At 38.7% G+C, this 13,975-nt stretch carries 10 protein-coding genes and 1 tRNA gene; 5 read left to right on the top strand and 6 right to left on the bottom strand.

Translation table 11 applies throughout. The annotated features are described in order from the left end of the window. Positions 1-25: 25 nt before the first annotated feature. The 6 genes from E6H07_03925 to E6H07_03900 form a co-directional block, all read right to left on the bottom strand. Positions 26-1,030 (bottom strand): 5-methyltetrahydrofolate--homocysteine methyltransferase, encoded by a 1,005-nt coding sequence (locus E6H07_03925; GenBank protein ID TMI65077.1) that lies wholly within the window; start codon positions 1,028-1,030, stop codon positions 26-28. A 268-nt stretch (positions 1,031-1,298) separates the two neighbouring features. Then, a complete protein-coding gene (gene recR, locus E6H07_03920) occupies positions 1,299-1,919 on the bottom strand; it encodes a recombination protein RecR (GenBank protein TMI65076.1) in 621 nt (206 codons plus the stop codon). 79 nt (positions 1,920-1,998) lie between these two features. Continuing rightward, positions 1,999-3,438 carry a hypothetical protein gene (locus E6H07_03915; protein TMI65075.1) on the bottom strand — a complete coding sequence of 480 codons (1,440 nt, stop codon included), beginning with the start codon at positions 3,436-3,438 and terminating at the stop codon, positions 1,999-2,001. Positions 3,439-3,534: 96 nt separating this feature from the next. Beyond that, complete coding sequence (locus E6H07_03910; GenBank protein TMI65074.1) at positions 3,535-6,684, bottom strand: ATP-dependent helicase; 3,150 nt, start codon at positions 6,682-6,684, stop codon at positions 3,535-3,537. Between the two features lie 75 nt (positions 6,685-6,759). Further along, entirely contained in the window at positions 6,760-7,431 is a 672-nt protein-coding gene (locus E6H07_03905) for a hypothetical protein (protein ID TMI65073.1), read from the bottom strand. Positions 7,432-7,484: 53 nt separating this feature from the next. After that, positions 7,485-7,949: a VOC family protein gene (locus tag E6H07_03900; GenBank protein ID TMI65072.1), complete on the bottom strand. Its 465-nt coding sequence runs from the start codon at positions 7,947-7,949 to the stop codon at positions 7,485-7,487. A 143-nt stretch (positions 7,950-8,092) separates the two neighbouring features. Here E6H07_03900 and E6H07_03895 point away from each other — a divergent pair. From E6H07_03895 to E6H07_03875, 5 genes are all read left to right on the top strand, one after another. Beyond that, positions 8,093-8,167: transfer RNA gene (locus tag E6H07_03895), tRNA-Arg, on the top strand. A 75-nt stretch (positions 8,168-8,242) separates the two neighbouring features. After that, entirely contained in the window at positions 8,243-9,700 is a 1,458-nt protein-coding gene (locus tag E6H07_03890) for a sulfatase (GenBank protein TMI65071.1), read from the top strand. Between the two features lie 97 nt (positions 9,701-9,797). Continuing rightward, positions 9,798-11,270 carry a glycoside hydrolase gene (locus E6H07_03885; GenBank protein ID TMI65070.1) on the top strand — a complete coding sequence of 491 codons (1,473 nt, stop codon included), beginning with the start codon at positions 9,798-9,800 and terminating at the stop codon, positions 11,268-11,270. 193 nt (positions 11,271-11,463) lie between these two features. After that, positions 11,464-12,672, top strand: a complete 1,209-nt coding sequence (locus E6H07_03880; protein TMI65069.1) for a patatin — start codon at positions 11,464-11,466, stop codon at positions 12,670-12,672. A 4-nt stretch (positions 12,673-12,676) separates the two neighbouring features. Next, the gene (locus tag E6H07_03875; protein TMI65068.1) at positions 12,677-13,954 is read left to right on the top strand and encodes a DUF4071 domain-containing protein; all 1,278 of its coding nucleotides are present in this window, start codon (positions 12,677-12,679) and stop codon (positions 13,952-13,954) included. Positions 13,955-13,975 lie beyond the last annotated feature (21 nt).

Below are 13,975 nucleotides of genomic sequence, written 5' to 3'. Positions count from 1 at the left end.
CGGGGTTCGGCCGGCCAAAATACAATCAATAAGTCAATTCTTCAAGTACTTCCGGTAATTTTCTTGGTGTTATGTTTTTAACGTGTTCTGCAATATGTTTTATATGATCCGGCGTGGTGCCACAGCAACCGCCAACGATATTTACAAATCCTTCCTGGGCCCAATCTTCCAAAAAATGAGCGGTCTCCTCTGGATGTTCATCGTATTCTCCCATTGCATTTGGCAAGCCGGCATTGGGATAAGCCGATACATAGCATGAAGCTAAATGGCTGAGCTCTTCGATATGCGGACGCATTTCTTTTGCACCCAACGCACAGTTCAATCCCACACTTAAAGGTTTTGCATGCATTACAGATGTATAAAATGCTTCAAGTGTTTGTCCGCTTAGTGTTCTACCACTTGCATCAGTGATCGTTCCTGAGATCATGATTGGCAGAGAAGGCTTATTAATATCTCTGAAATATTTTTTGATAGCATAGATAGCAGCTTTGGCATTCAATGTATCAAAGATGGTTTCAACTAATAAAATATCGACACCACCATCTGATAATCCTTTCACCTGCTCATAGTAGGCAGCTACCACTTCATCAAATGTTACTGCACGATAACCGGGATTATTTACATCAGGTGAAAGCGATAATGTTTTATTTAATGGACCGATGGCGCCAGCAACCCAGGCTGTTTTGCCAGATTCCTTTATTGCTTCTTTAGCACATTTAGCTGCAGCTACATTTAGTTCATAGGCCAGTGACTGCATTTCATAATCGGCCATTGCAATTACAGTACTGCTGAATGTATTTGTTTCAATAATATCAGCGCCGGCATCCAAGTATTCTTTATGTATTGCTTTAATGATCTGTGGTTGGGTAATACATAACAAGTCGTTATTACCTTTTACATCGAGATGCCAGTCTTTAAAACGTTCGCCACGATAATCTTCTTCACTGAGTTTATAACGCTGGATCATGGTGCCCATGGCGCCATCGATGATGAGAATGCGTTTTTCGAGTTCTTTTTTAATGTCTGACATAAGTTTGATATTTATGCTTTTGAACTTTGCTTTGTTGAATAGCGATTCGAATCCCGCATGCCAGCCGCACAAAATGCTCAGTAGCGGGACAAGCGTACAAGAGTGCGACGCAACAAAAGCTGGTTACCAAAAACTAATCATCGAACTATATAAACGCTGGGAAACTATGTGTGGAGTTTCGTGTACGTTTATTAGTTCTGTAAAAGGCCGAACAATAAACAAATCCGCCTGTGGTGCAAAGATAAAGGGGATAGGCTTATGAACAAAGCTATTTGTTGGCTACATAGTTCTCAACCGGTAGGCGGTTTTGCAAGCTGCGGGCCAGTGTCATCTCATCGGCATATTCAAGTTCGCCACCAAATGCAATGCCTCTTGCAATGGTAGTGACGCGAAGATGTGAGGGTTGCAATTTCTTCTGTATGTAATAAATAGTTGTATCTCCCTGTATATTAGGATTGAGTGCAAAAATGAGTTCTTCCGATCTTTCTTTTTGTATCCGGTGAATAAGTGATTCAATATTGAGCTGGTCGGGGCCAATGCCATCCAACGGAGAGATAACGCCGCCTAATACATGATAAGTGCCGTTGTATTGCTGGGTGCTTTCAATGGCAATTACATCACGGATATTTTCCACCACGCAAATAGTTTCCTGCTTGCGCATACTATTGGCACAGATAGAACAGATATCTCCATCAGATACATTAAAGCAACGCTGGCAGAATTTTATCTCGCTCCGCATTTTTGCAATCACTTCGCCGAATTGTGCTACTTCATTTTCATTTTGCCTGAGTAAATGCAATACGAGCCGCAATGCGGTTTTTTTACCAATACCGGGCAGTTTGGCAAATTCATTCACAGCATTTTCAAGAAGTGAGGAAGAGAATTGCATGAGGCAAAGATAGTGAATGGTGAGTAGTGAATGGTGAATTTGGGCCTTGAGGAAAGCTTCACAATTCACCATTGCCCATTCACAATGTTATATCAAACTCATTCTGCCAGTTTGATTTCACAGTTATTTTTCTGTCAATGGGTTTTACCAGTTCCGGTTGTTTGCGTTTGCCAAAAAAATCACCCGGATCCCAAATGCCGTTCTTATTTTCATCAATGAGAATACGTAGCTCGTATTCGCCGGGATTAAATAATGAATTGCTGTATTGGTTAGTAGTAAGAGGGCTAGAAAAAAGAACAATTCCATTTTGTACAAATTGAAGTACTGGGTTTTTGCTTTGATCAATATTTTTAAAATTCAGTTTCAGCTCGCCATAAGAATTCTTTTCTCTTGTATGGAAACTCAGGGTATCTTTTTTAAGGATACGGCGTCCAAGAGTATCTTCAGCAAAACCAGTTTCAAAAACTAAATTGTATAAAGTGTTTTCTTTCCAGGCGGTTTTTAATTCAAGTTTTGTTTTGATTGAATCAAGTATCCAGTTGAATGGGGTAGAGACGGCTTTGTATGTTGTATCAGTTGAAAAATAAATTTTTGATGGATCAAATGATCTTATTGGCGTTTCAAATTTGAAACTAAAATTTTCCAGTAGATCCTGTTTACCATCTTTGATCGATGTTTGATATTTCAAACGTTTATCAGCGCCGGTGGCAATATTAGCCCCTCTTCCTCTCCCGGCTCCCAATGAAGGCACCCCTGTTGATCTTTTCTTTTCTTCTTCTTTCTCAGCATAAGCATACAGGGTTATTGTATCACTCTGCGGTTTGATAGTGACCGGCTTATCGGCAAAAGCAAAAAGCTGGTTGCCACCGGAATACCGGTAAGAACCACCTTCAGCATTTATTGCATATAAATAATAAGTAGCGGATGGAAGATTCTGAAAAGTAAATTCTCCCCGCCTATTTAATTTGGTAATATAACGAGGCTTTTCATTCATCAACGCTGAGTCTCTCCCATTCTTGTGAAGCATTACGATCATCCCTGTATCTGGTTTCCCTGTTTCAGCTAAAATAATCTTTCCTGAAAGCGTCAGTGAATCCAATGCTTGCCCGGTAGAGAAACGGTAAGTAAGATTTTTTAATATATTACTTTCTGTATAGTCCTTGATAGATTCACCAAAACTGATTGTGTAGGTTGTATTGGATTCCAACGAATCTTTCAATTTTACTGTTACACTGTTTAGCTTAGATTCCACAACCGGGATGTTTTGCGGAATTGGCGTAATAATAAGATTCTGTTGAACATTTTGCAATTCTACATACTCATCAAATGTGAAAGTGATCTTATTCCCGGTAAAATTGAGTGCAGAATCCTTTGGATTTACTTTAACTAAAAGAGGTGGTAAAGAATCCCTGGGGCCTCCTTGTGGAGGAATGATATTAGCACATCCTGAATCTCCAATTAAACTGATCAAAGAGATCATAAAAACAAGAAAAAATGATATCGCAGAATATTGCTTCATTAAGGCCGCAAACTTAACCCGTTTTATGGCATTTGCCTGTAAATGCTTTTGTAAATTAATTCAAAGGGATGTTAACCTTGCCTACCGCCAGGCAGGTCATTGCTCTGTTTCTTCTTCCTGCTCATGCAGGACAACAGCGAGATCATTAGTTTTAACAAAATTGCACCAATGGCAATCTTCTTTTCCGCAACCGGTATAAAAATCATGAGCTTGTATTTTTGCCCATACCATTTTTATCTGTTCAGTTACAGTTGTTATGTCAGCTGGGTTGATGTATAATTTTTCTTTACTGTATTTTTTCTTTTTATCCGGTTCAATAAAATCAAACTCAGAGCTTACTACTTTCCAGCTTTTTTGTTCGTAATTGTCAACAAGAATTTTATAAAACACTGCCTGACGCCAGTAGTCACCACCATTCGGATCTTTATCGGATGGGCCTTTTAATTTCGGGATTGCCTTCTCGGGATCACCGGTTTTATAATCCACTACATTTACTGATTTGCCATCAAATTCCAGTTTATCCAGTTTGCCTTTTAAGGGCACACCACTTACCACAACATTTCGAATATTTCTTTCAATAGCAACGATCTTATTAAACTTATTGATGTACACATCATAATAATTACCGAGTACCTCATGACCATATTCAATTCTTCTATCAAACTGTTCTTTTGTAAAGCTTTCACGATGGCGATGCATATACCATTCAAAGTCTTTTATAAAGATCTCTTTTGAGGAAAACTCTTCTTTCTTTCCATCCTGCATTTTTCTGAATAACTGTTCCAAAGCATAGTGAACAGATGAACCAAACTCGGTAGCTTCAGATTTTCCGGAAGGAATGCGAACCAGGTTATTAAAGTAGAAATTCAATGGACATTTCAAGTAGTTGTTCAGTGCTGTCACATTCATGGTGAATTTTTCCAGCAGCTTTTCAACAAAATCTTTTTCTGCTTTTTCAATTTCGGGTATTGCTGTTTCTGTAAAATGTAAAACAGAAAACTCACTCAGCAGTTCATCACTTATAAAGACCTTTTCAACCGGCAGTTGCTGACCTTCCTGTAATTCTGCTACAAACATAGAAGGCTCCATTTCTTTACCATCATTGCGTAACCGGCTGAATGAAATACAGAGATGTTTTTCAGCACGGGTGATAGCTACATAAAATAAGCGGCGCAACTCTTCGTCTTCATTATGCTTCGGTAAAGAGTCAAAGATCGTATCCGGTAATTTATATCCGCCACCAGGCTTTCTTTTCTTTTCCCAGAAACCGGCATTACAACCGGCAAAGAATACATGTTCAAATTCTAAACCTTTTGAACCATGTGTTGTAAGAAGGTTAACACCTTTCTCATTACCACTTGCCTGTACCAATGGCAGCCTGATATCTTCAGATTCCATTAAACTGATTATGGCTATCAGTTCTTTTAAACCCATTGTTGGTTTCCGACGGGTCTCTTCTTTTATAAAATCAAACAAACCGGTCAATACCTGCAATTGAAAATGTTTATCATCTGCCTGCATGATAGATGATAGTATGCCTGTTTTACGAATACTGTTTTCAAATAATTGTTGAAGAGTAAGATTGGGAACATCATGGATCAATTCTTCAATAATGGCACTTGCTTTTTTTAATCCATCTTGAATGGATGGAGTAAACAGATCTTTTGCCGGCGCATTGCTTTTATCAAATAGTAATTTTCGGAATGAAAGCGGATGATCGCTGAACCGTGTGCCGGCTGATTCCACACTCAGTTTTGCAATTTCAATAGCAGGAATATTAAACCATGATGCATGCAATAATTCAAACAGCATTTCATCACCACCATAAGACACATCATGCTCAGCAGCGAGATATTTTAATTGTAAAAGTATTTTTTGCGCCAGTGGTAACTCAAGGATATTGATATTACGTTTGCTATAGTAAGGAATTTTCCTCAGCCGGAAATAATTGGCCAGCTCTTCACCGTATTTATTTTCTTTATAGATAACAGCGATCTTTCCAGGTGCCGTTCCTTCTGCCAATAGTTTTTGTATCTGTAATGTGATATCAATCATTTCCTGCCGCTGTGTTTCATATTCTTTGATCAGCGGCTTGTTGGTTAAAGTATTCAGATTTGGTTTAACTGAAATAAGTTCTTTTGAAAGGCCATCAATTTTTTTTACCAGTCGTTCCTCGTTTCTTTCAATTACTGATCTGGATGCATCAAGTATAGGTTGGGTAGAACGGTAATTATCAGCAAGCACTACAGTAAGCAGATCATTTTTATAGCTGTTGGCAAACAGCATCATGTTTTCAATATTGGCCCCCTGGAAACGGAAGATACTCTGATCATCATCACCTACGACAAACACATTTGGTCTATCCCAATAATTGATCAGCAGTTCAATGATTCGGTTTTGTGTGCCACTTGTATCCTGGAATTCATCGGCAAGTATATAAAGAAATTGTTCCTGGTAGCGGGCCAGCAGATTTTTATTTTCTTCAAATGCTTTAATGACCCAGTTGATCATATCATCAAAATCATAGCGGTTCTTTTTTCGCATCAGTTGTTGGTAGCGGTCAAATTCATTTACAGCGGCTCTCAGCTTTTCCATTTTTTCCTTTTCTTCTTCTATTTTATCTTTCTTTAAATCGCCGGCACTAAATTCTTTAAACTTTCTTTTATAAATAAATTCTTCACGATTAGGCAGATCATTTAAATACTCGTCTATTTTCTGATCGATATGTGCTGGCGTCCATCCTTCTCTTTTCATTGTGCTGAAAAGATTACGGAGATTGTTGACCTCGAAATACACATCACCCCGATAACGTTTCAGCGGATTATTTTTTGGAAATGAATCAATCAGTTCTTTGAAAAATTCAATTTGCTCAAGATCAGATACAGGGTCCAATGCTGTTTTTTCAAATAAAGAAAGGTTTTCCTGTATCACGTCATTACAGAAGGCATGAAAGGTGCAGATGTTTACTTTGTAAGCATCGGGGCCAATGAAGTTTAATAACCGTTTGCGCATTGCCACTACACCTGCATCAGTATAGGTAAGGCAAAGAATATTTTCAGGTAATGCATCAGTGTCCAGTAAAATTTTCCCGATACGACTGGCAAGTATCTGTGTTTTTCCTGTGCCGGGCCCGGCAATTACCATCACAGGTCCATCGATCGTATCTACAGCTTTGCGTTGCCGTTCATTCAGCTTTTCATATTGAACTGAAAATTGTTCCTGTAATTTTTCTTTATTGATGGGCATCTATCAAAGTTAACCTTAAAACAAAAATGGTTAATAAGAAACCTTATTAACCATTTAAATAATTATCTATTCTTTTTAACCCGGCATCCGGGTTATATATTTTTCGATCTGTTTTATCTGGTCAACGATCTGCGGTGTTGTTGGCTTTAATGCTTTTGCTTTTCTGAAAAAATCTTTTGCTGCACGGAATTCTCTTTTGTTCATCATCAGGCTGCACATTTGCAGGTAAGCAGCCGCTTCATTTTCTTTATCAGGCAAGCCGGCACGAAGAGCTGCACGGATATAACTTTCTGCTCCTTTCAAATCATTCTTTTGCATGGAGAGCATACCGAGTTGCAGTTTGTTGGCCCCTTCGGCCTGTTTCAATTGATCCTGCATCATTCCGCCGCCACTCATTAAAGCAGTTCCTTTTTTAATATCCCGCTCAGCTCCTTCAAAATCCTGTTTCACCATTGCCATATTTCCACGTAATGTATAATATACTGAACGAATAGGTTTGAATAAAAGACTGGGGAACTTTATTGAGTTAAGAATTTTTTCAGCTCCTTCCATATCACCATTTTCCATACACTCCTGTATGAGGCGCAAAGGACCAAAGAAAAAATGTCCTGCAACGAGTATTGCACCAACCAAATAGAGTGGAAATGCAGGCCAGAAACTGGCAGAATAATTTACATAACCACCGGCAGCCATCAGTACCAAACCAAGAATAAGCCGGTATTTTATTAAAACATTGTAGAGCTTCATACTTCACATTTTTGGGAGGGCAAAGATAAGGTCTTGACGCCTATGACATGTGATTATTCCTTTGCGTCATTGATCTCGATCCAATAGCCATCGGGGTCTTGTAACCAGATCTGTTTTACCCCATCAGGCCTTGTAGTTACTTTATTGTTTTTAGAGCCAGTAAAATCTTCAAATCCGATTCCTTTTTTATTAAGCGTAGAGATAAATGATTCCATAGAATTTACACTGAAGCAAATATGATTTGCTTTAAAATATTCTTTGGGTTTATCAGCTCCTTCAATAATATGCATAGCATTACCGGGGCCGGTTTTCAGCCAGAGATGTTTTCCATCATGAAAAGGTTCAGGAATTGTATCAAGACCAATAACATTTTTATAAAAATCACCCGAACGTTGCAGGTTCACAACATAAATAGCAAGATGATTAAACTTAGCATTATGCGAACTCGTTTGTGCATTGCTTTTTTGCGGTGTAAAAATCAATACAGCTGCAAGCAGGGTTAAAAAAAATCTGAACATTTGGTTGAGTTAAATGATTAATCGAACTGTATATTATTTCTTAGCATCCAAAACGACAAGAAGATTTCAGCTTTTGCCAAATATAATCCTTTCCTTTTTCAATAAAATCAGGATATTTGCAGTCCTCAAATTCTGAAGGAACTGGTCCCGTAGTTCAATGGATAGAATAGAAGTTTCCTAAACTTTTGATACAGGTTCGATTCCTGTCGGGACTACAACTTTCAATGTGACATCACTCATGATTTCGTGTTTGTTCTAAATAATATCTTTGTTCAAAGCAGGAAACTTAAAGTATGAAAATTTTCAAACGATATTTTCTAATACTTCTTTTTTGGACCAATGCATTTGCCGGAAATGCCCAACTACAGGATATTAAAAAACCGAACATCATCTTTATACTCACTGATGATTATGCGAATAACCTGGTTGATTTTATGCCGAACCTGAAAGCCATGCAGAAGGAAGGTGTAACATTCAGCGATTACTATGTCAGCAATTCTCTTTGCTGTCCTTCAAGATCTTCTATATTCACAGGCATGTTGCCACACAACACCCATGTTGAGACCAATACAAAACCAAATGGCGGTTATGAAGCATATATGGACTATGGTGATGCGCAGGAAAGTTTTTGTGTGTCGCTTCAGAATGCTGGCTACAAAACAGCCATGATGGGTAAATTTTTGAATGGATATTTACCACGCAAACATCAGCCACTTTCCGGTTGGTCAGATTGGTTTGTGTCTGGAGCAGGTTATCGCAATTTCGATTATGATATCAATAGCAACGGAAAAGTTTTGCATTTCGGAAATACACCTCAGGATTATCTTACAGATGTACTTTCTGCTCGTGCCGATAGCCTGATAAGGGCCTGGAAAGAGCATCCTTTTTTTATTGAAATAGCTACGTTCACACCGCACGGACCTTTCATACCGGCTCCCCGTCATGAAAAACTTTTTAATGAGGCAAAAGCACCGCGTACGCCGGCGTTTAATAAACAGGCAGATAGTACAGCACCTGGTTGGCTTCGCAAGTTGCAACCGTTAGGTACAAAGCAAATTGACCGCATAGACAACATTTTTCGAAACCGTTTACGTTGTGTTTTGTCCATTGATGAAATGCTGGGAAATATCCGGAAACTCCTGAACGAAACAGGGATAAGCAGGAATACCTATATCTTCTTTAGTTCCGACAATGGCTATCACTTAGGTGATTATTCAATGTTGCAGGGAAAACAAACACCTTTTGACATTGATATTCGTGTACCCCTTATTGTCTGCGGACCCAATGTCGCCAAAGGAAGTTTGCAGAAAGCTATTGTCTCAAACATTGATCTTGCACCAACTTTTTCCGCACTAGCAGCTACGCAGCTTATAGGTGAATCAGACGGCAAGGACATACAAAATCTTCTTCATGAGCAAAATACTGAAAAGATCAATTGGCGCAATTTTGCTATCATAGAGCATCGTCGTGTTGATTATGATCGCAACGACCCTGACCGGCAGGAGGCAGAGGATGGTGTACTACCTTCTTATACTGCCTTACGTTTTCATAACCTGTTGTATGTAGAATATGAAACGGGGGAAGTTAGTTGTTATGATGCGCAGAACGATCCTTACGAACTAAAAAACATTGTTTCTACACTACCAATTGAAATACAAAAAAAGTTGCATTCCATTTTGCTTGCTGCAAAAAACTGTGGAGGTAAAAACGGATGCTGGGGGTTGCAAATGATGAATTTTGAAAATGAGTGAAATAAATATATCGACTGTTTTATGACAGAGTGCATACGGGGAACCTTGTGATCTTCCTGATTGGTGTGTGCCTGTACTATTTATTAAAAACCCAAACATGACTGCTACGATAAAAAAATATTTGATTGTCCTGCTCATCTGTTTTCAATGCATGGAGAGCCAGGCAAAAGATTACCCAGCTTCTTTGTTTGGTATCTATTCTGATGGAGTAACTCTTAATACCCGTTCCATACAATTCGCTATTGATCATATCCAGCAACAGGGAGGCGGCCGGTTAGTGTTCGATGTTGGAAGATTTCTTACCGGGTCAATTCATCTTAAATCAGGGGTCAGTTTGCATTTGCTGGAAGGAGCAGTATTACTCGGCTCATTAAACCCATTTGATTATGACAGGCAAAGGTTGACTGCATTACTATTATGTCAAGATCAGCAGAATATTGCTATTACCGGGAAAGGAGTTATTGATGGACAGGGAAGAGAGGTTGCGAGAAATGTGGCGGCCCTCGTTCATAAAGGACTTATCAAAGATGCTTTTCGTAATGACAGGCCCGAAGTGGAGATCAGGCCTATGCTGATCTATTTTCGGTCGTGTAAAAATGTGCTGATACGCGGAGTCACTATGCGTAATGCTGCTGCCTGGGTACAAACTTTTGATCAATGTAAAAATTTGAGTGTAGATAGTATTACAGTTGACAGCCGAGCTTTTTGGAACAATGATGGTATTGATATCGTGGATTGTGATAGTGTAGCGATCACTAATTCTTATATTGATTCTGATGATGATGGTGTTTGCTTAAAATCACATGATCCGGCTGCAGTTTGTCAGAATATATTGGTACGGAATTGTACCATTCGTTCAAGTGCTAATGGAATTAAGTTCGGAACAGCATCGCATGGAGGTTTCAGAAATGTCCGGCTGATCAATATTAAAGTATTCAACACGTATCGTTCAGCTATTGCATTGGAGGCAGTTGATGGAGGATTTATTGAAAATGTGGAAGTTGATAGTTTACAGGTTTTAAATACTGGTCATGCTGTTTTTTTACGAATAGGCGAACGAGTAAAAGGTAAAAAAGGAAGACTAGAAAACGTCAGGATAAAAAATGTATCAGTAGAAATTGCTGCAAATAAGCCAGATTCAGGTTATGAATATGAAGGTCCGATAGAAGATATGCCGCGGAATATTTCACCAGCAGTGGTCATCGCAGGCTTGCCGGATGCGATGATCACAAATGTTATCTTTAATAATATAGATGTAAAACATCCTGGAGGTGGTAATTCTTTATTTGCAAAAGTCTCGTTGTCCGAACTGAATAGCGTTCCTGAAAAACCAGCAGCATATCCCGAATTTTCTATGTTCCGCGAATTACCAGCATGGGGAATTTATATTCGTCATGCAAAAGAGATCCAGTTTGGTAATCTCAGGTTATCCTGCATAAAAAAAGATTATAGGACAGCAATTGTATTAGATGATGTATCTGATTTAAAATTTTTGTCGACAGCAATTAAAGAGACCGATAATAAAAAAGGATTGTACCAGCAAAACTCTAAAGGGATCATTTTTAAATAGTAGTAACTATTAACACCTCCTCAGAACTACTTTTTTAAAGTGCTTTATTACCAAAATCAAATCTTAGTTTGAAAATTTGAACTTATTTTTTCTGCAAGCCGGGCTTTCAGAGAATTACTCCATTCGTGGTATTGGGGAGAGGTTAAAATGTATTTACCTTACGGGTACTGCACTTTTTTAAACAAATTTTTATATGGCTAAATGGAACTCATTGGAAGAAAGGTTTAATGCTCCTTCTCCCAAACGAATACTTGCACTCGATGGCGGTGGTATCCGCGGTGCTTTAACTCTCGGCTATCTTGAAGAGATAGAAAAAATTTTGCATAAACAACATGGAGATGACCCTGGTTTCAGGTTGTGCGATTATTTTGATCTGATCGGGGGCACCAGTACAGGTTCTATTATTGCATCCTGCCTTGCAATAGGTATGAGTGTAAAAGAAATAAAGGAGAAATACTTTGAACTGGGCGGAAAAATATTTGCAAAAAAATATAAGTGGTGGGATGTTTTTAAGTGGGATGATCTGATAAAAGCTGGTTATGATGCAAAACCATTGGAAGAAGAATTAAAAAAAGTTTTTACTGATATTAAACTCGGTGATGGCGACAGAATTAAAACAGGTTTGTGCATAGTTGCAAAACGAGCCGATACAAACAGCATATGGCCCTTGATCAACCATTCAAAAGGAAAATACTTTGACAGTGCTTTTGGGAAAAACAAGAATATTGACTTATGGCAAGCTGTAAGGGCCAGCTCTGCTGCACCAACCTATTTTTTACCACAGATGATTGAAGTAGGTGGTGGCATGCCGAAAGCTGCATTTGTTGATGGCGGTGTAAGTATGGCCAATAATCCAGCATTACAATTATTAATGGTAGCTACATTAAATGGGTTTCCTTTCCGCTGGAAATGGGGGGCTGATAATTTATTTATTGTTTCAGTAGGTACAGGTATGAGCCGGTTCGAAAAGATCCCGGAAAACGTTTCCAAAAACCATTTATTGAACTGGGCACAACAACTACCGGATATGTTTATGCAGGATGCAAGTTGGCATAATCAATTGGTGATGCAGTGGCTCAGTAATTCGCTTACTGCATGGGAGATAGATGGAGAAACAGGTGATCTGCAGGGAGACATAATGGGAGGCGGTGAAAAAAAGAATGCACTCACTTCTTACCTCCGGTATAATACATGGCTGGATGCTGACACATTAAAGGCCTTGATGAATAAAGATTATTCAAAAGATAAAGTAAAGGGCCTTGTGGAAATGAGTAATGCTGATAGCCGCTTTGAACTGTTCGAGATAGGAAAAAAAGCTGCTTCAAACGGATGTTTTATTAAAGACCGTATTACAGCAATGCCGGTAAAAGAGGAACATTTTCCATTGACATTTAAAATTTAAAGCGATGATTCCACAAGAATGGTTACAACATGCACCACAGCCAATGCCGCTAAAACCTAATCAGCAATGGAATGTTTTTCTTTCCTATCGATCTGTCAACAGGGGTTGGGTGCTCAACCTTTATGATGTGCTCACGGAAATGGGGTTTAAAGTTTTTTTAGATCAGTATGTACTTAAACCCGGGGATTCACTAGCACGTACATTAGAAACAGGATTAGAAAACAGTCAGGCAGGTATTTTAATATGGTCGAATGCTGCCAGAGATTCTGAATGGGTGCGAAATGAATATGATGTGCTGATTACTAAAGCCACAAATGACAAAAACTTTTTTTTAGTACCTGTAAAAATTGAAAAAGCACCGCTACCAACATTTGCAAGTACTAAACTTTTTATTGATTTCTCCGATTATCCCGATGGACCCAATGGAGGTGACTTACTGCGATTAGTTTATGGTATTACCGGCAAAGCACTTAATGATGCAGCTGTTCACTTTGCATGGGAGCAAGATGAAGCCGCAGGAATTGAGAATGCAAAAATATCAGCAGCTATACGCAATAACCGTCCTGAAAAACTGAAACAGTTATTCGAAGGAGGAGGGCTCCCATGGAAAACGACTGCTTCACTGGCCTGTAAAACTGCAGATGGACTTATTAAGCTCGGCAATAAAGATGAAGCAATTGAAATGCTTGAAAAGGTTGAAAAAAAATTTCCTAAATCCATTCGCCCCAAACAACTCAAAGCTCTTGCCTTGGCCCGCAGAGGTAAAGAAAACGATCTGGATGAAGCGCAGGATATACTTGGTGAATTGTATGAATTGAATCATCTCGATCCCGAAACAACGGGTATCTATGGACGTACATGGATGGATCGCTATAATAAATCAGGAGAATTAGCTGATTTAAGACAATCGAGGAAATTATATGCAGAAGGATTTGAAAAGGCGCCTGATGATTATTATACCGGTATCAATGCCGCCGCAAAAAGTATTTTTTTAGGTGAATTAGATAAAGGAAATGATTATGCTAAAAAAGTAGAAGCAATTGTCGGTAACACAGCCGTAAAGGGTGATTACTGGAAAACAGCGACAATAGCCGAAACATTGTTGATCCAAAAAAAATACAGTGAGGCGGGTGAAATGTACAGCCAGGCAGTAGATATAGCGCCGACTGAAAAAGATTCACATGGTTCATCCTTTAAGCAGGCAAAAAAATTGATGGATATGCTAAAGCCAACTAATGAAGAAAGAAAAATAGTTGAAAATGCATTTAAACATCTGAGCTAGCATAGCTTACTAAACTAAAAA

The sequence above is a fragment of the Bacteroidota bacterium genome (assembly GCA_005882315.1).
Lineage (GTDB): Bacteria > Bacteroidota > Bacteroidia > Chitinophagales > Chitinophagaceae > VBAR01.
The sequence above is the reverse complement of the archived record's forward strand: the minus strand, read 5'-3'. Positions and strand labels throughout refer to the sequence as shown.

Bases quoted from the DNA above. Each gene is read 5' to 3' on its own strand.
- E6H07_03925 (TMI65077.1), bottom strand. From the start codon at position 1,030: ATGTCAGACATTAAAAAAGAACTCGAAAAACGCATTCTCATCATCGAT.
- recR (TMI65076.1), bottom strand. From the start codon at position 1,919: ATGCAATTCTCTTCCTCACTTCTTGAAAATGCTGTGAATGAATTTGCC.
- E6H07_03915 (TMI65075.1), bottom strand. From the start codon at position 3,438: ATGAAGCAATATTCTGCGATATCATTTTTTCTTGTTTTTATGATCTCT.
- E6H07_03910 (TMI65074.1), bottom strand. From the start codon at position 6,684: ATGCCCATCAATAAAGAAAAATTACAGGAACAATTTTCAGTTCAATAT.
- E6H07_03905 (TMI65073.1), bottom strand. From the start codon at position 7,431: ATGAAGCTCTACAATGTTTTAATAAAATACCGGCTTATTCTTGGTTTG.
- E6H07_03900 (TMI65072.1), bottom strand. From the start codon at position 7,949: ATGTTCAGATTTTTTTTAACCCTGCTTGCAGCTGTATTGATTTTTACA.
- E6H07_03890 (TMI65071.1), top strand. From the start codon at position 8,243: ATGAAAATTTTCAAACGATATTTTCTAATACTTCTTTTTTGGACCAAT.
- E6H07_03885 (TMI65070.1), top strand. From the start codon at position 9,798: ATGACTGCTACGATAAAAAAATATTTGATTGTCCTGCTCATCTGTTTT.
- E6H07_03880 (TMI65069.1), top strand. From the start codon at position 11,464: ATGGCTAAATGGAACTCATTGGAAGAAAGGTTTAATGCTCCTTCTCCC.
- E6H07_03875 (TMI65068.1), top strand. From the start codon at position 12,677: ATGATTCCACAAGAATGGTTACAACATGCACCACAGCCAATGCCGCTA.